The organism is Streptomyces europaeiscabiei, assembly GCF_001550375.1.
In the GTDB taxonomy this organism is placed as follows: domain Bacteria; phylum Actinomycetota; class Actinomycetes; order Streptomycetales; family Streptomycetaceae; genus Streptomyces; species Streptomyces europaeiscabiei.
Genome location: NZ_LRTR01000426.1, coordinates 1 through 24,627, shown reverse-complemented (window position 1 = coordinate 24,627; position 24,627 = coordinate 1). Strand labels below are relative to the sequence as shown.

Below are 24,627 nucleotides of genomic sequence, written 5' to 3'. Positions count from 1 at the left end.
GGCTGCTTGACGCCGCTGTCGCCGCCGGCTTCCGGCCGCTGCTGATCGCGGTCGCCGCGGTCATGGTGCGGCCCCTGAGGGCACAGCACCGGCCGACGCGCACCGCGCACCGTACGGCCAGTGCCCGCCCCCTTCTCCACACGCACTCCCTGGGACGGCGTGGACCGCCGTGCTCGGTCACCTTCGCGTGACCACCTCCTGAGCACGAGCAGGTCCCCCACCACCCGTATCCGCGCACCACGTGTGCGCGTCCACAGGGAGTTCACCCACATGAGCAAGCGGAACAGCAGCGCGGCGAAGTCGGCGGCCCGTGAGCGGCTGCGCCTGGAGCGCGAGCGTCAGGCCAGGCGCGCGAAGGTCAGGCGGCAGGCGATCGTGGCGGGCTCGATCGTCGCGGTGCTCGCGATAGCCGGCGGCATCGGCTACGCCGTCGTGCAGAACAGCAAGCCCACCAAGTGGGAGGCGGCCGCCGAGGCCACGGTGGTCGCCCCGGCCAACACCTCGGGCAAGAACGGCACCACCGTGCTGATCGGCGACTCCAAGTCCGACAACGTGGTCCACCTGTACGAGGACCCCCGCTGCCCGGCCTGCGCGAGCTTCGAGCAGACCGTCGGCGAGACCGTCAACAAGGGCATGGACGACGGCGACTACAAGCTCTCCTTCACGCTGGGCACCTTCCTCGACGGCAACCTCACCGGCGAGGGCTCGAAGAACGCGCTGAGCGCGCTCGGGGCCGCGCTGAACGTCAGCCCCAAGGCCTTCCTCGACTACAAGACCGCGCTGTACTCGACGAAGTACCACCCGGAGGAGTCGACCGACGAGTTCGCCAAGGACAGTTATCTGATCAAGGTGGCGAACACGGTCGACGCGCTGAAGAACAACAAGAAGTTCCAGGACGCCGTCGAGAAGGGCACCTACGACGCCTGGGCGATGAGGATGAGCAAGTCGTTCACCGACGCCGACGGTGTCAAGTCGACTCCGACCATCAAGGTCAACGACAAGGTGATCACCAACCCGTCCACGGTCGCGGAGTGGGAGACGGCGCTCAAGGACGCGGGCGTCACCAAGTAGCCGGCGCACGCCGCGCCGGATCCGCGCGAACGGGTCCGCGCGAACGGGCGGGTGCCCCGGGACGATTCCCCGGGGCACCCGCCCGAACGACGACAGCGGCGACTACGGCGCGATGTACGGCTTGACGCGCTTGCGGTAGTCCTCGGGCCGCACCTCGTTGTAGTACTTGTCGGCGTCCTCGTCGTCCGAGGTGAAGATGTAGACCGGGCACTCGTCGGACTCGGCCCTGCCCGTGTGTTCGTACTGCTCCTTGCCGGTGCGCGCCTCGAGGACGCGCAGCCGGTACGAGGTGTCGTACGTCCGGATCTTCAGCGGCTTGCCGTCGGCCTCCATGTCGCAGACCTTGCCGGTCGCGGTGGCCTTGGTGCGCTCCACGCAGACGACCAGTTCCGTCTGCTCCGGCTTGTCCTCGTAGCCGAGGAACCAGCCCTTGGGGAAGTCGCCGTCGACGGGCACGCTGCTCGTCCAGCCGTCGCCGGTGCTGTTCATGAGCTGCGCCGGGTGGACGGTCTTCTTCGTACGGTCGTAGGCAGGCAGCCCCTCGAAGCCGAGCCCGTCCGTGCAGACCCGCTCCAGGTCCTGGGTGGTCAGCGGCACCTCCGGTTCGTCGGCGGCGGCCCCGGCCGACGACGACCCGCCGCCGCTACCGCCCCCGGTGGTCGCGGCGGGTGACGAACACCCGCACAGGACCACGCCCAGCACTCCGGCGGCGACCCATATCCGGGCACGCTGCATTGACGACCTCCCTGACGAAAGAAAAAGAAGCAGGCAGGGCATGTTCCCCCGGGCCATGCCCTGTCCCCCCTGCCCTGCCGAAACAGAAGCGTGCCGGACGCCGGGCCCCCGGGTATCGGGGAAGATCCCCCATGTAGTTGTGCGACCCCTGTGGAACGGGGGCTACCCTGTACGCGCCTCGAAGGCGCATTCGAGGGGTGCCCGGCGGGGGTGTCGTACGGGGGCGTACGAGGGTTGCCACGACCATCCGACAGGGCGCAGGGGGCCTGGAGTTGTCGTCGTTCTCTTTGATGCCGTCTTCCTCGACGTTCTCGTCGTCATCACCGTTCTCTTCGTTCTCGTCGCTGTCGTCGCCCGCTCTGATCGGCAGGGAGGCGGAGCGGGACCTGCTGGCCACCGCCGTCCGGGCGGCCCGGGACGGTCGGGGCTCGTCGGTGTTCGTGCTGGGCGAACCCGGTATCGGCAAGTCCCGGCTCGTCGAGGAAACCGCGTCCGCCGCCGCGGGCACCGGGGCAAGGGTGCTGCGCGGCCGGGCCGCGGCCGCCGGGCGCGCGGTGCCGTTGCGTCCGCTGGCGGAGGCGGTGTTCTCGGGGTTACGGGGCGACGGGCCACCCTCGGACGGAGATCTGGGCCTCTACGAGCCCCTGCTGTCCCGGCTGTGCGGTCTGGCACCGCAGGACGGCGCACCGCTCGTCGGGTACGCCGAGGCGGTGCTGCGGCTCCTGCACGTCCTCGGCCGGGACGGGGGCTGCGTCCTGGTGCTGGAGGACCTGCACGACGCCGACGCCGACACGCTCGCCATCATCGACTACCTGACGGACAACCTCTCCGGCCAGCGGACCGTCCTGCTGGCCACCCTGCGCGGCGAAGCCGGTCCGGCGCTCGACCTCGCCGAGGCCGCCACCTCCCGTCGTACGGCCCGTACGGTCCGCCTCGCACGCCTCGGAGCGGCCGGCACCGCCGAGCTGGCCGCCCGGTGTCTGGGCCACGACACCGCCGAGGACGTCCCGGCGGCGGTGCTGGACCGGCTGCACACCGTTTCCGAGGGCGTTCCCTTCGTGGTGGAGGAGCTGTTGCGTGCCATGGTCGACGGCGGCGGTCTCGTCAGGGACGGGGACTCCCACTGGACGGTGGCCGGTTCGCTCGACCCCGGTGTCCCCGACACCGTCGCCGCCGCCGTCCTCCAGCGCGTGGACCAGCTGCCGCCGCCCGGCATCGCTCTCCTGGAGGCGGCGGCGGTCCTCGGCAGACGCTTCCCCGTGGACATCGCCGCCCGTGCCGCGGGCCTGGACCACGCCACCGCCCTCACCCAGCTCCGCCGAGCGGCCCACGCCCACCTCGTCTCCGGCGCCACCACCCCGTCGGACCCCGGCTGGCACACCTTCCGCCACGCCCTGACCGCCGACGCCATCACCCGACGGCTGCTCCCGCCCGAACGCGCGGCCCTCTGCCTGGCCGCGGCGGACGCGATCGAGGAGGCGAGAGGGGTGAGCCCTGCAGGGGTGAGCCCTGCGGGGGCGAGTCATGAGGAGGCGAGCCGTGAGGCGAGCCGTGAACGGGGGAACATCGGCGGGGACATCGGCGGGGACAGCCCGACACGCCCGGGTGCACCAAGCACCGCAGGCCTCGACACGCCGACCGTACGGAACGCCCGTGGCGCCGAGCCCGCCGACCTTCCCGTGCCCCCGTACGCGGAGCCCGACGCCTCCCTCGCGATCGCCGCGCCCGCCGAACCCGGCACCTCCCTCCCCCTCACCCCACCCGCCGTGCCACGCGACCCCCACCAGCCGCTCGGCGGAGACGCCGGCGACGACCTGTACCGCCTCGCCGCGGAACTGTGCGTGACCGGCGGCAGGCCGGCGCGGGCGGCCGTGCTGCTCACCCGGGCCGGCAAACAGGCGGTCGCGCGGGGCGCGTTGCTGACCGCCGTGGAACTCCTGGACCGTGGCCTGGAGTTGACCGGCGACACGCCGGACGCGCCGCCCGAGGCCGTGGCCCGGCTGCTGGAGGAACTGCTCAACACGCTGGTCCTCACCGGTGACGTACGGCGCGTGCCCGAACTCGGGGACCGGCTGGACCGTGTCCTGACGGTGTGGGGCGCGCCATCCACCCGGCGGGCAGCGGGCTTTCTGACACGCGCGCGGGCCGCGGCGACCGCCCAGCAGTGGGAGGCGGGCCTGACCGCCGTACGGCAGGCGAGGGACCTGCTCGGCGACACTCCCGACCCGGCGTCCCGCGCCGCCCTGGACGCGGTCGCCGCCCACCTGGTGCTCAACTCGCAGCGCCCGGACCGGCTGGAGAGCGCACGGGCGCTCGCCGAGGGCGCCGTCGCGACCGCCGAGGAGGTGGGGCTGCCGGAGGTGGCGTGCAAGGCGCTGAACATGCTCGGCTACTGTCTGCGGCCCCGGGACCTGGGCGAGGCGGAGGACGCGTTCGCACGGCTGGTCATCACCGCCGAGGCCCACGCCCTGCCGGTGTGGCGGATCCGCGGCATGCTGGAGCTGGGCGTGCTCGACCGTGTCCGGTTCACCGGCACCGACCGGCTGCTCGCCGCACGCGGGGCCGCCGAGGAGACCGGCGCGGTGCTCATGACGGCCTGGGCCGACATGCATCTGACCCTCGCCCACATCCTGCGCGACGAACAGGACCGGGCGGCGCAGTCCGCGCGTCGGCTCCAGGCGACGGCCCGCAGACTGCGGCTGCGCGAGGTGGAGCTGATCGGCGCCGGCGTGGACGGCATCATCGCCGCCTCGCTCGGGGAGCGCGAGAAGCTCGACGCCACCCTGCGCACCCTGGAGCGCGCACTCGCCGGCCGGAGCGCCGGGGCGCTCTGGGGCTACGCCGACACCTCCGTGTGGGGCTGGGCCCAGGGCATCTGCTCCCTGCTGCGGGAGGAGACCGACCGCGCGCTGGCCGAGTTCACCGAGGCGGACGGCGTCATGCGGGCACTGCCCAGCACCGGTGGCGTCACCGGCTTCCTCGGCCCGTACCTCCTGCTGCGCACCCTGCGCGGCGCGACCGACTGGGCCGAACTGGACGGCCCCGGCATCGAACGGCTCACCCAGGTCCACTGGGACCGTCCCTTCGCCGGCTGGTCCCGGGCCGTCCTGCTGGGCCGCGAGGGCCGGGCGGCCGAGGCCGCCAAGGCGGCGGAGGAAGCCCTGGCCGGAACCGACGGCATCCCCTTGGCCGCCCATCTCTGTCTGCGCCTGGGAGCCCAGGCCGCACTCGCCGACGGCTGGGGCCGGCCCGTCGAATGGCTGCGCGCCGCCGAGCAGTTCTTCCACGACCGGGGCACGACCCGCGTGTCGGCCGCGTGCCGGGCCCTGCTGCGCGACGCCGGCTCCCCCGTGCCGCGGCGCCGCCAGGGCCACGACGCCATCCCACAGGAACTGCGGCGCGCGGGGGTGACCGCCCGGGAGTACGAGGTCCTGCGCCTGCTCGGCGCCCGACTCGGCAACCAGGAGATCGCCGATCACCTCTTCCTCTCCCCCCGCACCGTCGAGAAGCACCTCGCCAGTCTCCGCGACCGCACCGGCCGCCCCGACCGCGCCGCCCTGATCACCCTGGCCAAGCGGTACGCCGAAGAACAGTGACCGACGGGCCGCCGACGAACAGTCACCGCCGGGCCGCCGCGAGAAGACCGACGGCGCATCAGCCCGGGTCACGGCCTCCGCCGAACGTCGCAGGGGCGAGGGCGGGGGCAGGGGCGGGGCAGGGGCCGGGGGGCAGGGGCGACGGAGGCCGGCCGCCACAGCTCGCCGAGCGACGAACACCCCACAGCCGCCTGAACATTGAGCGGATTGCGGGCCACCGCCTTACCTCCGGCCCTACCGATCAGTAATCTCATCGGCCGTGACCAGTCGCAGATCTCACTCCAGCCCCGACTCCCCCATCCAGCCCGCGGGTTCGTCCGCCCCGAGCCGCCGTACGGTCGTCAAGGCGGCCACGGTCGGGGCCGTTCTCGCGGTGCCGTCGGCCGCCGCGATCCCGGCGCACGCGGCCGAGGCCCCCGCCTTCCTGCACGGCGTCGCCTCCGGAGACCCGCTGCCCGACGGGGTCCTGCTGTGGACCCGGGTGACGCCCACCGCCGCCGCGATACCCGGCTCCGGACTCGGCCCCGACGTCGAGGTCGGCTGGACCGTCGCCCTGGACAAGGCCTTCACCAGCATCGTCGCCAAGGGTTCCACGACCGCGACCGCCGCCTCCGACCACACCGTCAAGGCGGACGTGCGCGGCCTCGCGCCCGCCACGAACTACTGGTTCCGCTTCTCGGCCGGCGGCACCGATTCGCCCGCCGCCCGCACCCGCACCGCACCGGCCGCCGACGCCGCCACCACCGGCCTGCGCTTCGGCGTGGTCTCCTGCGCCAACTGGGAGGGCGGCCACTTCGCCGCCTACCGCCATCTGGCCGCGCGCGGCGACCTGGACGCCTGGCTGCACCTCGGCGACTACATCTACGAGTACGGCACCGGCGAGTACGGCACCCGCGACAGGGTCGTACGGCCGCACACACCGACCCACGAGATCGTCTCCCTCGCCGACTACCGCGCCCGGCACGCCCGTTACAAGACCGACCCGGACCTGCAGGCCCTGCACGCGGTCGCGCCGGTCGTCGCGATCTGGGACGACCACGAGATCGCCAACGACGCGTGGTCGGGTGGCGCCGAGAACCACACCGCGGGCACGGAGGGCACCTGGGCGGATCGTCGGTCGGCGGCCAAGCAGGCGTACTTCGAGTGGATGCCGGTGCGCCCGGCGATCACGGGCACGACCTACCGCCGGCTGCGCTTCGGCAAGCTCGTCGACCTGTCGCTCCTTGACCTGCGGTCCTTCCGCTCGCAGCAGGTGGGCATCGGCGACGGCGAGGTCGACGACCCGGACCGTACGCTGACCGGCCGGGCCCAGCTCGACTGGCTGAAGGCCGGACTGAAGTCCTCCGACACGACCTGGCGTCTGGTCGGCAACTCGGTGATGATCGCCCCGTTCGCCCTCGGCAACCTCACGGCCGACCTCTTCGAACCCCTCGCCGAGCTGCTGGGCCTGCCGAAGGAGGGCCTCGCCCTCAACCCCGACCAGTGGGACGGCTACACCGACGACCGCCGCGAACTCCTCGCCCACCTGCGGGAGAACGCGATCCGCAACACGGTCTTCCTCACCGGCGACATCCACATGGCGTGGGCCAACGACGTACCGGTCAACGCCGGTACGTACCCGCTGTCGGCCTCCGCAGCCACCGAGTTCGTGGTCACGTCCGTCACCTCCGACAACCTCGACGACCTCGTCAAGGTCCCCGAGGGCACCGTCACCGCGCTGGCCTCCCCGCTGATCCGCGCCGCCAACCGGCACGTCCACTGGGTCGACACCGACCGCCACGGCTACGGCGTCCTGGACATCACCGCCGCGCGGGCGCAGATGGACTTCTACGTCCTCTCCGACCGCACCAGGGCCGACGCGACGTCGTCATGGGCGCGCTCGTACCGGACGCGGAGCGGGACGCAGAAGGTGGAGCGGACGTACGACCCCGTGTAGGGGCCTCGCTACGGGTCGTGCGGGCCGCCGGAGGTCAGAGCGAGTCGAGGAAACCGAGCGCCACCCGCCAGGTGGCCTCGGCGGCCTCCTCGTCGTAGTCCGGCAGGCCGGGGTCGGTGTAGAGGTGGCCGGCCCCGGCGTACCTGTAGACCTCGACGTCGGCGCCGGCCTTGCGCATCTGGAGGTACCAGGCGCTCAGCCAGTCGTCCGGCTCGAAGGGGTCGGGCTCGGCGACGTGCAGCTGGACGGGCAGGTCGTCCACGGACGCGGTGGCGGCGATGTCCGACGTGCCGTGCAGAAGCAGCAGCCCGCGCGCGTTCTTGTCGCCCAGGGCAAGGGTCTGCGCGGTCGCGGCGCCCAGGGAGAACCCGGCGTAGACGAGCCCCCGCCCCGAATAGGGCGCGGCGGCCAGGACCGCCCGCTTGAGAAGCTCCTCCCTGCCCAGCTCCTTGTTGAAGGCCATGCCGTCCTCGACCGTGTCGAACGTCCGCCCGTCGAAGAGGTCGGGGGTCCACACCTCGTGTCCGGCGGCGCGCAGCCGGTCCGCGGCCTCGCGCACGGCGGGCCTCGGACCGTAGGTCGAGTGGAAGAGCATGATGTTCATGAGGCCATGGTGCCAGCCGGGTCCGACAGCGATCTCCGGCGCCCGTACCCCGAGGGCGGCGGAAGTCACATGTTCATGACCCCACGCGGCCGGTTACGTTCGAAGGCATGGAGAATCTACTCCGCCCATTGATCGTCATCGGTGGCTCGGTCGTCCTCACGCTGCTCATCGGCTGGACGACCGACCTGCTGCTGCGCAAGGCGGACCAGCAGCACCACGAGACACCTCTGTGGGGCCTGCTGCGCCGCGGTCGCATCCCCTATCAGCTGGTCCTGTGCGCTGCCTTCCTCAGAGCGTCGTACGACGAGGCGCAGTTGCTGGAACAGCACCGGGCCAGCATCGGGCGCGCCCTGACGCTGGTGCTGATCGGTGCGACGGCCTGGCTGGTGATCCAGATCGTGGCGGCGGTCGTGGAGACGACGTACAGCCGTTACGCCCGCGCCCACCGCGATCCGGCCCGGGTGCGCCGGGTGCGGACGCAGGTGACGTTGATCATGCGGGTCGTCTCGGCGATCGTCGGTGTGGTGGCCGTGGCCTCGATGCTGCTGACCTTCCCGGCGATGCGCGCGGCCGGCGCCTCGCTGCTGGCCTCCGCCGGGGTGCTGGGCATCGTCGCCGGTATCGCCGCGCAGTCCACGCTGAGCAACCTCTTCGCCGGGCTGCAGATCGCCTTCGGCGACATGGTCCGCCTCGGTGACGTGGTCGTGGTGGAGGGCGAGTGGGGCACGGTCGACGAGATCACCCTCACCTTCCTGACGGTCCGCACCTGGGACGAGCGCCGCATCACGATGCCGGTGTCGTACTTCACCTCGAAGCCCTTCGAGAACTGGTCCCGCGGCGGCGCCCAGATGACCGGCACGGTCTTCCTCCACGTCGACCACACCGCGCCGCTGCCCGCGATGCGCGACCGGCTCCGCGACATCCTCCGTTCCTGCCCCGCCTGGGACGGCCGCCACTACGACCTGACCGTCACCGACGCGACCCCCTCCGCCATGGAGGTCCGCGCCCTCGTCACCGCCAAGGACCCGGACGATCTGTGGACCGTCCGCGTCACCGTCCGCGAACAACTCATCCACTGGCTCACCGAGAGCCACCCGTACGCCCTCCCCCGCGTCAACACCGCCGACGCGGTCCTGCCCCCGAACCATCCCAACGGCCACACGGACGGCCTGTCGCCCCGCATCACGCGAGGCCGCGTCCACGAGCCACCGAGGTCCGCGGGCAGGGGATGAACCCGGCACGGCGCGGGCTCAGGTCCAGGTCCCGGACCTGAGCCCGCGCCCGGCTCACGCAACGGTCCTGCACATCACCCGGCGCCACGCCCTTCACCGTGATCCCGCCCGGCCCGAACTCCCGTGCCGGATGGAGCGAACGCGTACGCGTGCAGCTCCGCCTCCGATCGGAAGCCCCCACCCGGCGAGGCCAACCACTGCCTCTGCACCTCACGTCGTGCGCGACGCCCTCCGGCGAATCACCCGCGTCCGCGCCGGACTCCAGCCGCGCCGTGGATCCCCCCGCTCCCCACCCGCCGCGAACACCTCCACAGCCGCCAACGCGACGGCGATCAACCCCCACAGGAGACCCGCACTTCGCAGCCAAGGAGCAACGGGCAGTGCGCGGGCGGGAGACCCCACGGCGAGCACCCCCACCCACCCGCACCCGCACCCGCCAATTCACCGCAAACTACGCACATCCAAGTGCCGCAACACCCGATCCACCACCTCGGGATTCGCCCCCGGCTCACTCCGCGCAGCCAACACCTCGTGGCGAGCCGCGCTCAACATCTCCCCCTGGATCCGCCGCATCCTCCGAAGCCGCCGCACCCGCTGCTCATGCCCCTCCCGCCGCTCGTCCTCCCCCACCTCCGGACTGATCCGCACCCCGATCTCGAAGGCCCGCCGCAGCAACCGCTCGGACATCTCCTCCGGCAGCTCCTCCACCTCCTCGATCTCCTTCAGCCGCCGCTTCGCCGCCTTGGCCGCCCGCACGGCCAACGCCTTCTCGAACTCCTTCTCGGCTCCCTCGTCGGCCCGCACCCCCAACCGCCGCACCAGCCACGGCAGCGTGAGCCCCTGCAGCACCAGCGTCGCCATGATCACCCCGAACGCGATGAACACGATCTCGTCCCGGTCGGGGAACGGCGCCCCGCTCTCCGTCTCCAGCGGAATCGCGAGCGCCAGCGCCACGGACGCCACCCCTCGCATCCCCGACCACCACATCACCACGGTCTCGCGCCACGACATCGGGATCTCCTCGTCGTAGTCCCGCTTCGCGTGCCACCGCCGAGCGAGCCACGTGGCCGGCAGCAGCCACACCAGCCGTACGAGCACCACGACGACCACGACAGCGGCGGCCCAGCCGAGCATCTCGCCCCACCGCCCGGACGCCGTGCGGATCGCGTTGTGCAGTTCCAGCCCGATCAGCCCGAAGGCGACACCGGTGACCAGCGTGTCCACGACGTCCCAGACGGTGTGCCCGGCGAGCCGCGTCAGGACGTCGTCCGCCCCGAGCGCGTACTCCGCGAGGAACAACGCGGTCGTGAGCACCGCGAGGACCCCGGAGCCGTGCAGCTCCTCGGCCATCACGTACGACGCGTACGGCACGAGCAGCGTCAACCCGATCTGCAGCGTCGCGTCCTCGAGGAAGTCCATCAGCTTGTTGGCGGCCCAGCCGAGCGCGACCCCCACGGCGACGGCGACGACGGCCGACAGCACGAGCTGGAGCGCGGCGCGCGGCCACGAGAAGGATCCGCTGACGGCCGCCGCGATGGCCACGTGGTAGAGCACGATGGCCGTGACGTCGTTGAAGAGGCCCTCGCCCTCCAGGATCGACACCAGTCGGCGCGGCAGCCCGAGCTGTCCCGCCACGGCCGTCGCCGCCACCGGGTCGGGCGGTGCGACGAGGGCGCCGAGCGCCACGGCCGCCGCGATCGGCAGTCCGGGCACGATCGCGTTCGCCACGGCGGCCACCGCTGCGGTGGTCACGAACACCAGTGCCACGGCCAGCAGGAGGATCGGCCGCAGGTTCGCCGTGAACTGCCGCCAGGACGTCCGCCGCACCGCCGCGTACAGCAGCGGCGGCAACAGCAGCGGCAGGATGAGTTCCGGCGGGATCTCCACGTTGGGCACGAACCCGGGCACGGCGAGCGCGATGCCCAGCAACGTCATCAGCACCGGCGCCGGCAGCTTCAGCCGCTCCCCCACCGGCACACTGACCACGGCCCCGACCAGCAACACGAAAAACAGGGCCAACTGATCCATGGGGGCGCTCCGCTGGTGCTAGACGATCAAGACCGGCCAGATCTTCAGGGTGCCCCACCCACACCGTCGAACGCTAAATCATCCGCCGCATCGCCCGGTGAGGCATCCCCGCGTCCAGGAACTCGGCCCCGTACGCCACATATCCGAGCCGCTCGTAGAACCCCAGCGCGTGTGTCTGCGCCCCCAGGTCCACCGCGGTCAGCCCACGCTCCCGAGCCGCCTCCTCGACGGCCCGCACCAGCGCGACCCCTACACCCAGCCCCCGGGCCTCCGCCACGACCGCGAGCCGCCCCAGGGACCCCACACCGGGAGTTCCACCGGTCTTGCCCGCGGCGGCCTCCCCGTACAACAGCCGCCCGGCCCCGAGGGGTGTCCCGTCGTCCCGTACGGCGAGCACGTGCACGGCCCCGGCGTCGTACGCGTCGTACTCCAGGTCCTCCGGCACCCCCTGCTCGACGACGAAGACTTCCTTGCGCACCCCGAAGCACGCCTCGCGGTCGGCGGGATCATCGGCGACGCGCACCACGTAGGACACCGGCACGGGGCTCACGCGTACGTCTCCTCCCGCACCTTGTCGAGGGCCTTCTGCAGATCCGCGGGGTAGCCGCTCTCGAACTCGACCCAGCTCCCGTCCCCGGGGTGCTCGAAGCCGAGCCGGACGGCGTGCAGCCACTGGCGGGTGATGCCGAGCCGCTTGGCGAGCGTCGGGTCGGCGCCGTACGTCAGGTCGCCGACGCACGGGTGCCGGTGGGCGGACATGTGGACGCGGATCTGGTGGGTGCGTCCGGTCTCCAGCTTGATGTCGAGCAGCGAGGCGGCGCGGAAGGCCTCGACCAGGTCGTAGTGCGTGACCGACGGCTTGCCCTCGGCGGTGACGGCCCACTTGTAGTCGTGGTGGGGGTGCCGTCCGATGGGCGCGTCGATGGTGCCGCTCGTGGGGTCGGGGTGGCCCTGGACCAGCGCGTGGTACCGCTTGTCGACGGTCCGCTCCTTGAACTGGCGCTTCAGCGACGTGTACGCCCGCTCCGACTTGGCGACCGTCATGAGGCCCGAGGTGCCCACGTCGAGCCGGTGCACGATGCCCTGACGCTCGGCGGCGCCGGACGTCGAGATCCGGTACCCCGCGGCGGCCAGCCCGCCGATGACGGTCGGTCCGGACCAGCCGGGGCTGGGGTGCGCGGCCACGCCGACCGGCTTGACGATCACGAGCACGTCATCGTCGTCGTGGACGATCTCCATGCCCTCGACCGGCTCGGCGACGACCTGCACAGGCGCGGGCGCCTGCGGCATCTCGACCTCCAGCCAGGCCCCGCCGTGCACCCGCTCCGACTTGCCGACCACCGACCCGTCGACCGTGACCTTCCCCGCGGCGGCGAGCTCGGCGGCCTTGGTACGGGAGAAGCCGAACATGCGGGAGATGACGGCGTCTACACGCTCGCCCTCCAGGCCGTCGGGCACGGGCAGGGTTCGGATCTCGGGAATCGTGCTCACCCGTCGAGTATGCCGGACGGGTGAGAGCCGCCCGACCGGGCCTGTGGACAACCTCCTCGACGCTGCCGCCCGCCCTCAGTCCTTGTGGACGGTCTCAGTCCTTGTGGACGGTGCCGTCCGGGTCGAGCCCGCGGAACGACAGCAGCACGATCAGGATGCCGCCGCACACGATGGCCGAATCCGCGAGGTTGAACACCGCGAAGCCCTTGGGCGCGATGAAGTCGACCACCGCGCCCTCGAAGACGCCCGGTGAACGGAAGATCCGGTCGGTCAGGTTGCCCAGCGCACCGCCGAGCAGCAGGCCGAGCGCGATCGCCCAGGGCAGGCTGTAGAGCTTGCGGGCGAGCCGGGCGATCACCACGATCACGATCGTCGCGATCACCGTGAAGATGATCGTGAAGGCCTCACCGAAGCCGAAGGCCGCGCCCGCGTTGCGGATCGCCTCGAACTTGAGCCAGTCCCCGATGATCTCGATCGGCTCGTGGTGCTCCAGCTTCGCGACCACGATCATCTTGCTGACCAGGTCGAGCGCGTACGCCAGCGCGGCGACCCCGAACAGCACGGCGATACGGCGCTTGCCTCGCGGCCGGGCGGCCGCGTCGGCCTGCTCCGCCGCGGCACCGTTCTCGCCGTCGGACTGCTCCGGGTCGGCCCCCGCCGCGTCTGGAATGTCCGGCGTACCGATGATGCGCTCCGCCTCTGCCACGTGTGTCCCTCAACCTAGGTTCCCGACTGAGGACAAAGGTACGACACGACCCTCACGGACCAGGGGCTCAGGAGGCGATCACTAGCGGCGTTCCTGCTTCTGCTTGCACTCCACGCAGAGTGTGGCCCGGGGGAATGCCTGCATCCGTGCCTTTCCGATCGCATTGCCGCAGTTCTCGCAGAGCCCGTACGTGCCCGAGGCGAGCCGGTCCAGGGCGCGCTCGGTCTGGTCGAGCATCTCGCGCGCGTTGTGGGCGAGCGACAGCTCGTGCTCGCGCGTGATGTTCTTCGCCCCGGTGTCGGCCTGGTCGTCGCCCGCGCCGTCCCCCGAGTCCCGCATCAGGCCCGTGAGCGACCGTTCGGAGGCCTCCAGCTCGGCCCTCAGCCGCATGGCCTCGGACTGCAGCTCCGTCCGGGCCTCGGCGACCTCGTCCGGGCTCCAGGGGTCCTCACCGGGGCGTACCGCGAGCTCGCCGGGCTCCACCGCCGCCGGCCGCGCCTTGGGGACGGCGGAGGGCTTCCTCTTCGCCGCCGTAGCCGTACCAGGAGTGTTCTTCGCAACCACCGTCGTGGCTCCCGTCGTCTCGGCGGCCTCGGCCGCGCCCGCCTTCTTGACCATGCTCTTCTTCGCAGAGGGGCTCTTCGCCGCACTCTTGGCCGTGCTCTTCCTGACCGCGCTCTTCCCGGCTGCGGTCTTCTCCGCCGCCGCCGGCTCGGCCGCTGCGGCCTTCGACGCCGTCGTCGCCCTCCTGGCCGCGGTCTTCTTCACGGCCGTCTTCCTGACGACCGCCTTCCCGGCCTCGGCCTTCTTGGCCACCGCCTTCTTCGCCTTCGTGTCGGCCGCCTTCACCGCCGCGGTCTTCCCGCCCTCGCCTCCCCCGCCGGAGGCCACCGTGGATCTGCCGGACGCCGACTGCTGTTCGGCGGTCTTCTTCGCCACCATGGCCGCGGCCCCTTCACATATTGTGATCTTGCACGCGAATCGTGCTGGGACGATAAATCGACCCGAGCCGCTCGGCAACGGGGCAGACCACCCGTTCCACCCGTCCCACGACCGTCGCGCGGCGAGCCTGCAAGCGTTGTGCCCAGCTCCCCGCCGGGTATTCCGCCCCGCCGGACGTCCCAGGATCCGGACGCCCGACCCGCTCCATTCGGGTCACCCCGCAGGTCACCGCACCCCCGGCCGACGAACCCGCCGAAAGCCCCGCCCCACCCCTCCCACCGCCCCCGGAAAACCGGTCGGCCGCCGTCCGTGCGGCGCCGTACACTGGGCGGAGCGAGAAGCGTGGATGGGGACGAGTAGCGTCGTACGCAGCCCAGAGCGACCCGGGGACGGTGGAAGCCCGGGGGCGAGCGCGATGTGAAGATCACCCCGGAGCCGCCGGAAGAAAGCCGCAGCCCGCGAGGCACGGCGAGTAGACCTGGTATCGCGACCTCAATGAGGGGGCTCACCGGCGCGTACGACGCACTGGAGAGCCAAGGAGGGTGGTACCGCGGGAGCGCGCCGCACACGGCGTACGAAGAATCGAAGCTCTCGTCCCTCCGACGGAAGGCAGCAAGTCCGTTGGAGGAAGCCCGCTCATGACAGAGCCGACGTACCGCCAGGTGCCCGCCCAGGTCGATCTGCCCGCGCTCGAGCACGCGGTGCTCGACTTCTGGCGCGAGCAGAAGATCTTCGCCAAGAGCCTGGAGCAGTCCGAGGGCCGCCCCGAGTGGGTGTTCTACGAGGGTCCGCCCACCGCCAACGGCATGCCGGGCGCCCATCACATCGAGGCGCGCGTCTTCAAGGACGTCTTCCCCCGCTTCCGCACGATGCGCGGCTACCACGTGGCCCGCAAGGCCGGCTGGGACTGCCACGGCCTCCCCGTGGAGCTGGCGGTCGAGAAGGAACTCGGCTTCAACGGCAAGAAGGACATCGAGGCGTACGGCATCGCCGAGTTCAACGCCAGGTGCCGCGACTCCGTGACCCGGCACACCGACGCCTTCACCGAGCTGACGACCCGCATGGGCTACTGGGTCGACCTCGACGACGCCTACCGGACCATGGACCCGGAGTACGTGGAGTCCGTCTGGTGGTCGCTCAAGGAGATCTTCAACAAGGGTCTGCTGGTCCAGGACCACCGCGTCGCTCCCTGGTGCCCCCGCTGCGGCACCGGTCTGTCGGACCACGAGCTGGCGCAGGGCTACGAGACGGTCGTCGACCCCTCGGTGTTCGTCCGTTTCCCGCTCACCTCCGGTCCGCTCGCCGGTGAGGCCGCGCTCCTGGTGTGGACGACCACGCCATGGACGCTGGTGTCCAACACCGCGGTCGCCGCACACCCCGAGGTGACCTACGTGGTCGCCACGGACGGTGAGGAGAAGCTCGTCGTCGCCGAGCCGCTCGTCGCCAAGGCGCTCGGCGAGGGCTGGGAGACCACGGGCCAGACCTTCACCGGCGCCGAAATGGAGCGCTGGACCTATCAACGTCCGTTCGAGCTCGTGGAGTTCCCCGAGCCCGCCCATTTCGTGGTGAACGCCGAATACGTGACAACGGAGGACGGTACGGGCCTGGTCCACCAGTCCCCCGCCTTCGGTGAGGACGACCTCAAGGTCTGCCGCTCGTACGGCCTGCCCGTCGTGAACCCCGTCCGCCCCGACGGCACGTTCGAGGAGGACGTCCCGCTCGTCGGCGGTGTCTTCTTCAAGAAGGCGGACGAACAGCTCACCGAGGACCTCCAGCAGCGCGGCCTGCTCTTCAGGCACATCCCGTACGAGCACAGCTACCCGCACTGCTGGCGCTGCCACACCGCGCTCCTCTACTACGCGCAGCCGTCCTGGTACATCCGCACCACCGCCGTCAAGGACCGTCTCCTCCAGGAGAACGAGAAGACCAACTGGTTCCCGGACTCGGTCAAGCACGGCCGCTTCGGCGACTGGCTGAACAACAACATCGACTGGGCGCTCTCCCGCAGCCGCTACTGGGGCACCCCGCTGCCGATCTGGCGCTGCGAGGAGAACCACCTCACCTGTGTGGGCTCCCGCGAGGAGCTGACTCAGCTCTCCGGCACCGACCAGTCGGAGCTCGACCCGCACCGCCCGTTCATCGACGCGGTCACCTTCCCGTGCCCCCAGGACGGCTGCGGCAGCACCGCCACGCGCGTCCCGGAAGTCATCGACGCCTGGTACGACTCGGGTTCGATGCCGTTCGCGCAGTGGGGCTACCCGTACAAGAACAAGGAACTCTTCGAGTCCCGTTACCCGGCCCAGTTCATCAGTGAGGCCATCGACCAGACCCGCGGCTGGTTCTACACGCTGATGGCCGTCGGCACCCTGGTCTTCGACAAGTCCTCCTACGAGAACGTCGTGTGCCTCGGCCACATCCTCGCCGAGGACGGCCGCAAGATGTCCAAGCACCTGGGCAACATCCTGCAGCCGATCCCGCTGATGGACCAGCACGGCGCCGACGCCGTCCGCTGGTTCATGGCGGCCGGCGGCTCCCCCTGGGCGGCCCGCCGCGTGGGCCACGGCACCATCCAGGAGGTCGTCCGCAAGACGCTCCTCACCTACTGGAACACGGTCGCCTTCCAGGCCCTGTACGCCCGCACGTCCAACTGGGCGCCCAGCGCGGCGGACCCGGCCCCGGCCGACCGTCCGGTCCTGGACCGCTGGCTGCTGTCCGAACTCCACGCCCTCACCGACCAGGTGACCGGCGCCCTGGAGGCCTACGACACCCAGCGCGCCGGCAAGCTCCTCTCGGCGTTCGTCGACGACCTGTCGAACTGGTACGTACGCCGCTCGCGCCGCCGCTTCTGGCAGGGCGACAAGGCCGCGCTGCGCACCCTGCACGAGGTCGTCGAGACGGTCACGAAGCTGATGGCCCCGCTGACCCCGTTCATCACCGAGCGGGTGTGGCAGGACCTGATCGCGCCGGTCTCCCCGGGCGCCCCCGAGTCCGTACACCTGGCGTCCTGGCCCGAGGCCGACCTGTCCGCGATCGACCCCGAGCTGTCGAAGCAGATGGTCCTGGTCCGCCGCCTGGTGGAGCTGGGCCGCGCCACGCGCGCGGAGTCGGGCGTCAAGACCCGTCAGCCCCTCTCACGCGCCCTGGTGGCGGCGACGGGCTTCGACTCCCTCGACCGCGAACTGCACGCGCAGATCACGGAGGAGCTGAACGTCAGCTCGCTCGCCTCACTCTCCGAGGTCGGCGGCTCCCTGGTGGACACGACCGCCAAGGCCAACTTCCGCGCCCTGGGCAAGCGGTTCGGCAAGCGCGTCCAGGACGTGGCCAAGGCCGTCGCGGGCGCCGACGCGGCCGCCCTGTCCCTCGCCCTGCGCGAGGGCACGGCCTCGGTCGAGGTCGACGGCGAGACCATCACCCTCGCCCCCGACGAGGTCATCATCACGGAGACCCCGCGTGAGGGCTGGTCGGTGGCCTCCGACTCGGGCGCCACGGTCGCCCTCGACCTGGAGATCACGGAGGAGCTGCGCCAGGCGGGCCTGGCCCGTGACGCGATCCGCCTGATCCAGGAGGCCCGCAAGAACAGCGGCCTGGACGTCGCCGACCGTATCGCCCTGCGCTGGACGGCCACGGACCCGGCGGTCACCTCGGCCCTGACCGAGCACTCGCCCCTGATCGCCGACGAGGTCCTCGCCACGGACTTCGCCGCAGGCGAGGCCGACGACAGCTACGGCACGCCCTTCACGGACGAGCCCCTGACCCTGACGTTCCGCCTCCGCAAGGCGTAACGCTCACCACGACTGCCCGCAGCCTCGCCCCTCACGCCTGGCTGCGGGCAGTCGTGCAGCCGGGGCGACGGGAGCACCTCCCGTTCGAGCGAAGCCGAGAGTGGGGGAGGTCGGGCTCAGCGGCACCCGACAAGCGCCGACGAGCGAAACCCACCCTCGCCCAGCCACACCCACCAGCAACCAGCAACCAGCAACCAAGAAGGCCTGGGGCACCGAAGAAATCCGGCGCCCCAGGCCTTCGGCGTTGCGTCCGCCACACATCCGCGCGCGTCCCCGAACAACAGCCCCACCCCCCGAAGCTCGCGCAGCAAAAGGGCGGGGCCCCGGAAAGAAATCCGGGGCCCCGCCCTGAACGCTGCCGACGCCTATGGCGTACCAGTAGTCGTCAGTTGTCGTCCTCGTCGATGAGGAACCCGCGCATCGGCGAGGGAGCCTGCCCCATCGGAGAGGGACCCTGCGGCCTGACCGGAGCCATCGGCTGGGTCATGGCCGGCGACATCTGCTGCTGACCGCCGTAGGAGGGCGCGGCCGGAGCAGGGGCGCCGCCCATGCCTCCGCCCATACCGCCACCCATGCCTCCGCCCATACCGCCCGGGTTTCCGCCGTACGACGGGGCGCTCGCGCCGGCCGGAGCCATCGAGGGCGCCGGGGACGGCGGCAGCGACGCGGTCGCCGGGGTGCGCGGCGGGGCCAGCGAGTCGTCCGCCTGGGTCTCCAGCTGACGCAGCTGCGACTCCAGGTACGACTTCAGACGCGTGCGGTACTCGCGCTCGAAGCCACGCAGGTCCTCGACCTTGCGCTCCAGCGTGGCGCGGGCGGACTCCAGGGAGCCCATCGCCACGCGGTGCTTCTCCTGCGCGTCCCGCTCCAGCGCGTCGGCCTTGGCACGGGCGTCCCGCTCCAGACCCTCGGCGCGGCTACGGGCCTCACCGACGATCTTGTTGGCCTCGGAACGGGCCTCGGCGATCGCCTGGTCGGCGGTCTGCTGGGCCAGCGAGAGCACGCGCGCGGCACTGTCGCCGCCGGGGCCCTGACCGGGGCCGCCCATCGGACCACCCATGGGGCCGCCCATAGGGCCACCCATCTGCTGCATGGGGGGCTGGCCGCCCATGGGCCCCTGGCCCATCTGACCCTGACCCATCTGGCCCTGGCCCATCTGGCCCTGGCCCATCTGGCCCTGGCCCATCTGCTGCTGCATCTGGCCCTGGCCCATGGGGCCCTGGCCCATCGGTCCCTGACCCATCGGGCCGGGACCCTGCTGCCCACCCTGGCCACCGGGGCCGGCAGGCAGCTGCGGAGCACCGCTCGGCAGCTGGGGCGGGCCACCCATGGGGCCCCCCATCTGCTGCGGCGGGCCCGATATCCCAGCGGGTACGGGTCCACCGGGACCGCGCATACCCTGCTGCTGCATACCACCCTGTTGTTGCATGCCGCCCTGCTGCATGCCACCTTGCTGCATGCCGCCCTGCTGCATGCCGCCCTGCTGCTGGTCCTGAGGCTCCGGAGGCTTGCGCATGTTCTGCTGGTTCTGGGCAGCAGCACGCGTGGCCGCGGCCAGTTTGGCGCGCAGGTCCTCGTTCTCGCGGAGCAGGCGCGTCAGTTCGGCTTCGACCTCGTCGAGGAAGGCATCGACCTCGTCCTCGTCATAGCCTTCTCGGAGGCGGACGGTCGTGAACTGCTTGTTCCGCACGTCCTCGGGGGTCAACGGCATCTCTTCACCTCAACGTAGTCATCGGCAGTCGGCAAGACCGGATCGTCCACAGTCACCTCGCGAGTCCACCCACGATGTTGATCAGGATGTAGACGATGATCATCAGTACGAAGAAGGACAGGTCGAGCGCCACGCCCCCGAGACGCAGCGGCGGGATGACCCGCCGCAGAAGCTTGAGCGGTGGATCAGTGACAGTGTAGGTGGCCTCCAGAACGACCACCATCGCCTTGCCGGGTTGCCACGAGCGGGCGAACTGGAACACGTAGTCCATGACCAACCGGAAGATCAGCACGATGAGGAAACACATCAGAGCGACCCAGAGCACTTGCCAAACCACGCTCATGATCCGTGCTTCCCTCTCCCCTGCTCCATGCCTTGTTCCGGTCTTGCGTCTCAGCTCTGGTTGAAGAACCCGCCCTCTGCGATGCGGGCCTTGTCCTCCGCCGTGACATCGACGTTAGCAGGCGACAACAGGAACACCTTCTGCGTCACCCGCTCGATGCTGCCGTGAAGACCAAACACCAAACCGGCCGCAAAGTCGACAAGTCGCTTCGCGTCTGTGTCATCCATCTCAGTCAGATTCATGATCACCGGGGTGCCCTCACGGAAGTGTTCCCCGATGGTACGGGCCTCGTTGTAGGTCCGCGGGTGCAACGTGGTGATCCGGTAAGGCTCTCGCTCGGACACGACCTTGGGCATGATCACCGGTGCGTTCTTCTCCAGACTCGAACGTTCTTGTGTGATGGACGCCACGGGTGCGATCCGGGCGGGTCGCACCGATTCCGCGGGAAGCGAAGCGGCGTGCGACACCGGTTCACGCTGCACCGGAGGCTGCACCACTCGTACCGATTCGTCCCTTTGGGACTGATGTGGCTGGTGCGCCTGATGTACCGGCTCGTGTCGGCGGTGGTCCCGCTCGGGTTCCGCGTCGAGCTCGGGCTCGAAGTCGTCATCGGGGTCGAATCCCCTGCCGTCGTACCCATCGTCCTCCACGAGGCCGAGGTAGACCGCCATCTTGCGCATCGCGCCGGCCATGCTCTGAGTCCTCCGCTCTGTGGTGGATCGACTGACGACTTCCCAAGTGCCCGTGATCCACGAGGTCGTTGCGCCCGCCTCTCGACGGAATGACCATATTTTCTGCTGTGGTCCGACTTCTTGGCGACGTTACCCGAGCCTGGGACGGACTCCGAGTACCGCGGTGCCGACGCGCACATGTGTCGCTCCGGCCGCCACGGCCTCCTCGAGGTCCGCACTCATCCCTGCGGAGACCATGTTCGCAGCCGGATGGGCCCGGCGCAGGTCGGTCGACAAATCCATCAACCGCTCAAAAGCGGCCCGTTGCCGTCCGGCGTACTCCCCGGTGAGCGGCGCGACGGTCATCAGACCATCGACCCGCAGCCCCGGCGCCCCCGCGAGGAGGTCGGCCAACTCTTCGATCCCGTCCGGCCCGACACCTCCTCGCTCTCCCCGGCCGCCCACGTCCGCGTCGAGCGCGACCTGGATGAGACATCCCACCTCACGCCCGGCCCGAACGGCCTCTTTCGACAGAGTCGTGACAAGCCTGGAACGATCGACAGACTGCACGAGATCCGCGTAACGCACCACAGAACGAACTTTGTTGGTCTGCAACTGCCCCACGAAGTGCCACACAAGGGGCAGGTCCGAGCATTCGGCGGCCTTGGGTGCCGCGTCCTGATCCTTGTTCTCGGCGACATGACGCACACCGAGTTCCGACAGGATCCGCACATCGCCCGCCGGGTAGGTCTTGGTCACCACGACCAGGGTGACCTCGTCCCGCTTGCGCCCCGCGGCCGCGCAGGCCGTCGCGATGCGACCCTCCACCTTCGCCAGGTTTCCGGCGAGTTGTGCCTTACGGTCCGTCATGTCCATCAGTCCAGCCAGACATATCCCGCGAGTCGCCCTGTGGCGCGGTCGCGGCGGTACGAGAAGTGGTCGCGCGACTCCAGCGTGCACACCGGCGACTGCTCCCGGTCGTGCACCCCGAGGCGCTCCAGCTGTGTGTGCACTCCGGCGCACACATCGACCGAGGGCGTGCCCCAACTGGTCTCGGCGTACGCCGTCGGCTCGACGGTGGCCACCTCGGCGCGCATCGCTTCGGGCACTTCGTAACACCGGCCGCAGACGGCGGGTCCGGTGCGGGCGACGATCCGGGCGGGGTCGGCGCCGCGTTCGGTCATGGCCCGTACGGCGGCGGGGACGACCCCAGCGACCATGCCGGGCCGGCCCGCGTGGGCGACGGCCGCGACCCCGGCGACGGGGTCGGCCAGCAGGACGGGTACGCAGTCGGCGGTGAGGACGGCGAGCGCGAGACCGCGCCGGGTGGTGACGATCGCGTCGACGGACGGGATGTCGCCGGCGCCCCACGGTCCGTCGACCACGGCCACGTCCGCGCCGTGCACCTGGTTCATCCAGACGACACGGTCCGGCTCCAGGCCGAGCGACTTGGCCGCCAGCTCCCGGTTCGCCGTCACGGCCTCGGCACGGTCCCCGACCGCCCCGCCGAGATTGAGCTCCTCATACGGAGCGGCGCTCACCCCGCCCCACCTGTCGGTGAAGGCGAAGTGCGCGCCGCTCACGCTCTCGCGCTGTCCTATCACTTGAGGAAGTCCGGCACGTCCAGCTCCTCCGCAGCGCTGTCCGAGTAGGACCGCGACGGCGGTACGGGCGGGGCGACCGGAGCCTCGTTCACCGGCTCCGGGGCAGGCGCCGGCTCCTCCTTCGGCTTGACGCTGCCGAGCGAGCCGAAGGACGGGCGGGTCTCGGCGGGCCGCGCCGGCGCCGGCTCCTCGCGCTTGGCCGCGGCCGAGCCGAGGATGTTGTCCCGCTTGGCCGGGGGCTGACCACCGTCGAAGCCGGCCGCGATGACCGTGACCCGGACCTCGTCGCCGAGCGCGTCGTCGATGACCGCGCCGAAGATGATGTTCGCCTCGGGGTGGGCGGCCTCGCTGACCAGCTGGGCGGCCTCGTTGATCTCGAACAGGCCGAGGTCGGAGCCACCGGAGATGGAGAGCAGCACACCCCGGGCGCCGTCGATGGACGCCTCCAGGAGCGGCGAGGAGATCGCCATCTCGGCGGCGGCCACCGCGCGGTCGTCGCCGCGGGCCGAGCCGATGCCCATGAGGGCCGAACCGGCCTCGGACATCACGGACTTGACGTCGGCGAAGTCGAGGTTGATCAGGCCCGGCGTGGTGATCAGGTCGGTGATGCCCTGGACACCGGAGAGCAGGACCTGGTCGGCCGACTTGAACGCGTCCAGAACGGAGACCTGGCGGTCCGAGATGGACAGCAGCCGGTCGTTCGGGATCACGATGAGGGTGTCGACCTCTTCGCGGAGCTCGGCGATGCCGTCCTCGGCCTGGTTGGCGCGGCGGCGGCCCTCGAAGGTGAAGGGGCGGGTGACCACGCCGATGGTGAGGGCTCCCAGCGAGCGGGCGATGTTGGCCACGACGGGCGCGCCGCCGGTGCCGGTGCCGCCGCCCTCGCCGGCCGTCACGAAGACCATGTCGGCCCCCTTGAGGACCTCCTCGATCTCCTCGCGGTGGTCCTCGGCCGCCTTGCGGCCGACTGCCGGGTTGGCGCCGGCGCCGAGTCCGCGGGTGAGTTCACGGCCGACGTCGAGCTTGACGTCGGCGTCGCTCATCAACAGAGCTTGCGCGTCGGTGTTGATGGCGATGAACTCGACGCCCTTGAGACCGACCTCGATCATCCGGTTGATGGCATTGACACCACCGCCGCCGACACCGATGACTTTGATGACTGCGAGGTAGTTCTGCGGTGCTGCCACGTCGAAGGCCTCTCGCCTCGAGTTACGTGTCGCCGCTTCGCGAGGGACTCGCGATGCGGCGACTGATGCCGAAGTGGGACGGTCCGAACGCCGACCCGAACCCTAACGCTGAAGTTTAGGGTTACCAGTGTGACTGTTCCTTGGACTCTTCCGAACAGGACACTAAGTCGACAAGTGGCGCGCGTTCAACGAACACGCCGAACCTCCCGTTTTTCTTTTCACCCTATGTGATCAGCCATAGCCGTGCCCAACCAGGGTGCTGGCCTGCACGGATGCGCGTCAACTCCCTGATGACGCGGGCGCGGTGGGAACGCTCACGTCGAAGTGCCCCGCGTCCGGGGCGGCTTTCATCAGGGCGGTGAGCGCGCGGGCCTTCGCGCGCCCCTTCTCCGCACTTCCCCACGCGACCGTACGGTCTCCGGTCAACTCCAGCGAGATGGAGTCGTAGGAGCGGACCTTGACGACCAGGGTGTCGTGCGCGAGCGCGGCCGGAACGGCGTCGGCGACCCGCACGGCTTCCCGTACGAGCCGGCCCTCGTCGAATCGCCGCAGACTGGCTACGGACGAACCCGACCGGGCGACCGCCAATTCGAGTACGGGAACACCTTCCGGGGCGCGCGAAACCGTGGCAAAACGCACACCTTTCGCGTCCACTTCGACGTACTTGCCCGAATTTCCGGCCGCTTCGACAATCAGGACCGGAGTACGTTCGCTCACTTTCAGCCCGATTTCGTGCGGCCAGGAACGGATGACCTCAACCGAGTCGATTCGGGGCAATTCATCGAGCAGTCGCGACTCGGTCCCGTCCAGGTCGACGGAGATCAGGGGATCACCGAGCGGCACGTCGGCGGCCTCGCGCACCTGGGCCGCGGTCAGCACGCGGGTGCCCGACACGGACACCCGCTCGGCCCGCAGCCACGAGGAGCCGTACAGAACCCAGACCGAGGCGCCACCGACCAGCCCCAGGGCGACCGCGGCGGCGATCAGC

Annotated in this window: 19 protein-coding genes and 1 pseudogene; 6 read left to right on the top strand and 14 right to left on the bottom strand. The window is 70.8% G+C overall.

Annotation, left to right across the window (positions count from 1 at the left end):
* Positions 1–191: pseudogene (locus tag AWZ10_RS20560) on the top strand (hypothetical protein); the annotation flags it as partial.
* A gap of 79 nt (positions 192–270) precedes the next feature.
* A complete protein-coding gene (locus tag AWZ10_RS20555) occupies positions 271–1,071 on the top strand; it encodes a DsbA family protein (protein ID WP_060891767.1) in 801 nt (266 codons plus the stop codon).
* A 102-nt stretch (positions 1,072–1,173) separates the two neighbouring features.
* Here AWZ10_RS20555 and AWZ10_RS20550 read toward each other — a convergent pair whose 3' ends face one another.
* Positions 1,174–1,806, bottom strand: coding sequence for a hypothetical protein (locus AWZ10_RS20550; RefSeq protein ID WP_046704708.1), 633 nt, complete (start codon positions 1,804–1,806; stop codon positions 1,174–1,176).
* A gap of 290 nt (positions 1,807–2,096) precedes the next feature.
* On the opposite strand from AWZ10_RS20550, the gene AWZ10_RS20545 reads away from it, so the two are divergent.
* Together AWZ10_RS20545 and AWZ10_RS20540 are read left to right on the top strand one after the other, a co-directional pair.
* Entirely contained in the window at positions 2,097–5,402 is a 3,306-nt protein-coding gene (locus AWZ10_RS20545; protein WP_060891766.1) for a helix-turn-helix transcriptional regulator, read from the top strand.
* Between the two features lie 259 nt (positions 5,403–5,661).
* The gene (locus AWZ10_RS20540) at positions 5,662–7,338 is read left to right on the top strand and encodes an alkaline phosphatase D family protein (protein WP_046706716.1); all 1,677 of its coding nucleotides are present in this window, start codon (positions 5,662–5,664) and stop codon (positions 7,336–7,338) included.
* A 34-nt stretch (positions 7,339–7,372) separates the two neighbouring features.
* Here AWZ10_RS20540 and AWZ10_RS20535 read toward each other — a convergent pair whose 3' ends face one another.
* Positions 7,373–7,942, bottom strand: coding sequence for a dienelactone hydrolase family protein (locus AWZ10_RS20535; protein WP_037696276.1), 570 nt, complete (start codon positions 7,940–7,942; stop codon positions 7,373–7,375).
* Positions 7,943–8,049: 107 nt separating this feature from the next.
* On the opposite strand from AWZ10_RS20535, the gene AWZ10_RS20530 reads away from it, so the two are divergent.
* Positions 8,050–9,174: a mechanosensitive ion channel family protein gene (locus AWZ10_RS20530; protein WP_060891765.1), complete on the top strand. Its 1,125-nt coding sequence runs from the start codon at positions 8,050–8,052 to the stop codon at positions 9,172–9,174.
* A gap of 441 nt (positions 9,175–9,615) precedes the next feature.
* Here AWZ10_RS20530 and AWZ10_RS20525 read toward each other — a convergent pair whose 3' ends face one another.
* From AWZ10_RS20525 to AWZ10_RS20505, 5 genes are all read right to left on the bottom strand, one after another.
* Positions 9,616–11,202 carry a Na+/H+ antiporter gene (locus AWZ10_RS20525; RefSeq protein ID WP_060891764.1) on the bottom strand — a complete coding sequence of 529 codons (1,587 nt, stop codon included), beginning with the start codon at positions 11,200–11,202 and terminating at the stop codon, positions 9,616–9,618.
* A gap of 73 nt (positions 11,203–11,275) precedes the next feature.
* Positions 11,276–11,752 carry a GNAT family N-acetyltransferase gene (locus AWZ10_RS20520; RefSeq protein ID WP_046708471.1) on the bottom strand — a complete coding sequence of 159 codons (477 nt, stop codon included), beginning with the start codon at positions 11,750–11,752 and terminating at the stop codon, positions 11,276–11,278.
* Complete coding sequence (locus AWZ10_RS20515) at positions 11,749–12,693, bottom strand: RluA family pseudouridine synthase (RefSeq protein ID WP_060891763.1); 945 nt, start codon at positions 12,691–12,693, stop codon at positions 11,749–11,751. The genes AWZ10_RS20520 and AWZ10_RS20515 overlap by 4 nt, the downstream gene beginning before the upstream one ends.
* A gap of 94 nt (positions 12,694–12,787) precedes the next feature.
* Complete coding sequence (gene lspA, locus AWZ10_RS20510) at positions 12,788–13,399, bottom strand: signal peptidase II (RefSeq protein ID WP_037693355.1); 612 nt, start codon at positions 13,397–13,399, stop codon at positions 12,788–12,790.
* A gap of 81 nt (positions 13,400–13,480) precedes the next feature.
* Positions 13,481–14,341 carry a TraR/DksA family transcriptional regulator gene (locus AWZ10_RS20505; protein WP_046708469.1) on the bottom strand — a complete coding sequence of 287 codons (861 nt, stop codon included), beginning with the start codon at positions 14,339–14,341 and terminating at the stop codon, positions 13,481–13,483.
* 638 nt (positions 14,342–14,979) lie between these two features.
* Here AWZ10_RS20505 and ileS point away from each other — a divergent pair.
* Complete coding sequence (ileS, locus tag AWZ10_RS20500; RefSeq protein ID WP_046703021.1) at positions 14,980–18,123, top strand: isoleucine--tRNA ligase; 3,144 nt, start codon at positions 14,980–14,982, stop codon at positions 18,121–18,123.
* A gap of 385 nt (positions 18,124–18,508) precedes the next feature.
* Here the strand turns inward: ileS and AWZ10_RS20495 are convergent, their stop codons facing one another.
* The 7 genes from AWZ10_RS20495 to AWZ10_RS20465 all read right to left on the bottom strand — a co-directional run bounded on the left by AWZ10_RS20495 (position 18,509) and on the right by AWZ10_RS20465 (position 24,626).
* Positions 18,509–19,834: a DivIVA domain-containing protein gene (locus AWZ10_RS20495; RefSeq protein ID WP_046703022.1), complete on the bottom strand. Its 1,326-nt coding sequence runs from the start codon at positions 19,832–19,834 to the stop codon at positions 18,509–18,511.
* A 52-nt stretch (positions 19,835–19,886) separates the two neighbouring features.
* Positions 19,887–20,177 (bottom strand): YggT family protein, encoded by a 291-nt coding sequence (locus tag AWZ10_RS20490; protein ID WP_037693363.1) that lies wholly within the window; start codon positions 20,175–20,177, stop codon positions 19,887–19,889.
* A 50-nt stretch (positions 20,178–20,227) separates the two neighbouring features.
* The gene (locus AWZ10_RS20485) at positions 20,228–20,869 is read right to left on the bottom strand and encodes a cell division protein SepF (protein ID WP_046703023.1); all 642 of its coding nucleotides are present in this window, start codon (positions 20,867–20,869) and stop codon (positions 20,228–20,230) included.
* 129 nt (positions 20,870–20,998) lie between these two features.
* Positions 20,999–21,718, bottom strand: a complete 720-nt coding sequence (locus tag AWZ10_RS20480; RefSeq protein WP_037696279.1) for a YggS family pyridoxal phosphate-dependent enzyme — start codon at positions 21,716–21,718, stop codon at positions 20,999–21,001.
* Between the two features lie 5 nt (positions 21,719–21,723).
* Positions 21,724–22,452 (bottom strand): peptidoglycan editing factor PgeF, encoded by a 729-nt coding sequence (gene pgeF, locus AWZ10_RS20475; protein WP_046703024.1) that lies wholly within the window; start codon positions 22,450–22,452, stop codon positions 21,724–21,726.
* Positions 22,449–23,639: a cell division protein FtsZ gene (ftsZ, locus tag AWZ10_RS20470; protein WP_037693371.1), complete on the bottom strand. Its 1,191-nt coding sequence runs from the start codon at positions 23,637–23,639 to the stop codon at positions 22,449–22,451. Before ftsZ ends, pgeF begins: the two co-directional genes overlap by 4 nt.
* A gap of 279 nt (positions 23,640–23,918) precedes the next feature.
* Complete coding sequence (locus AWZ10_RS20465) at positions 23,919–24,626, bottom strand: cell division protein FtsQ/DivIB (RefSeq protein ID WP_079104411.1); 708 nt, start codon at positions 24,624–24,626, stop codon at positions 23,919–23,921.
* Position 24,627 lies beyond the last annotated feature (1 nt).

Coding starts and splice junctions, on each gene's coding strand:
- AWZ10_RS20530 (WP_060891765.1), top strand. CDS start 8,050: ATGGAGAATCTACTCCGCCCATTGATCGTCATCGGTGGCTCGGTCGTC.
- AWZ10_RS20485 (WP_046703023.1), bottom strand. CDS start 20,869: ATGGCCGGCGCGATGCGCAAGATGGCGGTCTACCTCGGCCTCGTGGAG.
- AWZ10_RS20545 (WP_060891766.1), top strand. CDS start 2,097: ATGCCGTCTTCCTCGACGTTCTCGTCGTCATCACCGTTCTCTTCGTTC.
- AWZ10_RS20490 (WP_037693363.1), bottom strand. CDS start 20,177: ATGAGCGTGGTTTGGCAAGTGCTCTGGGTCGCTCTGATGTGTTTCCTC.
- AWZ10_RS20505 (WP_046708469.1), bottom strand. CDS start 14,341: ATGGTGGCGAAGAAGACCGCCGAACAGCAGTCGGCGTCCGGCAGATCC.
- AWZ10_RS20525 (WP_060891764.1), bottom strand. CDS start 11,202: ATGGATCAGTTGGCCCTGTTTTTCGTGTTGCTGGTCGGGGCCGTGGTC.
- ileS (WP_046703021.1), top strand. CDS start 14,980: ATGACAGAGCCGACGTACCGCCAGGTGCCCGCCCAGGTCGATCTGCCC.
- AWZ10_RS20555 (WP_060891767.1), top strand. CDS start 271: ATGAGCAAGCGGAACAGCAGCGCGGCGAAGTCGGCGGCCCGTGAGCGG.
- AWZ10_RS20535 (WP_037696276.1), bottom strand. CDS start 7,942: ATGAACATCATGCTCTTCCACTCGACCTACGGTCCGAGGCCCGCCGTG.
- AWZ10_RS20495 (WP_046703022.1), bottom strand. CDS start 19,834: ATGCCGTTGACCCCCGAGGACGTGCGGAACAAGCAGTTCACGACCGTC.
- AWZ10_RS20550 (WP_046704708.1), bottom strand. CDS start 1,806: ATGCAGCGTGCCCGGATATGGGTCGCCGCCGGAGTGCTGGGCGTGGTC.
- AWZ10_RS20480 (WP_037696279.1), bottom strand. CDS start 21,718: ATGACGGACCGTAAGGCACAACTCGCCGGAAACCTGGCGAAGGTGGAG.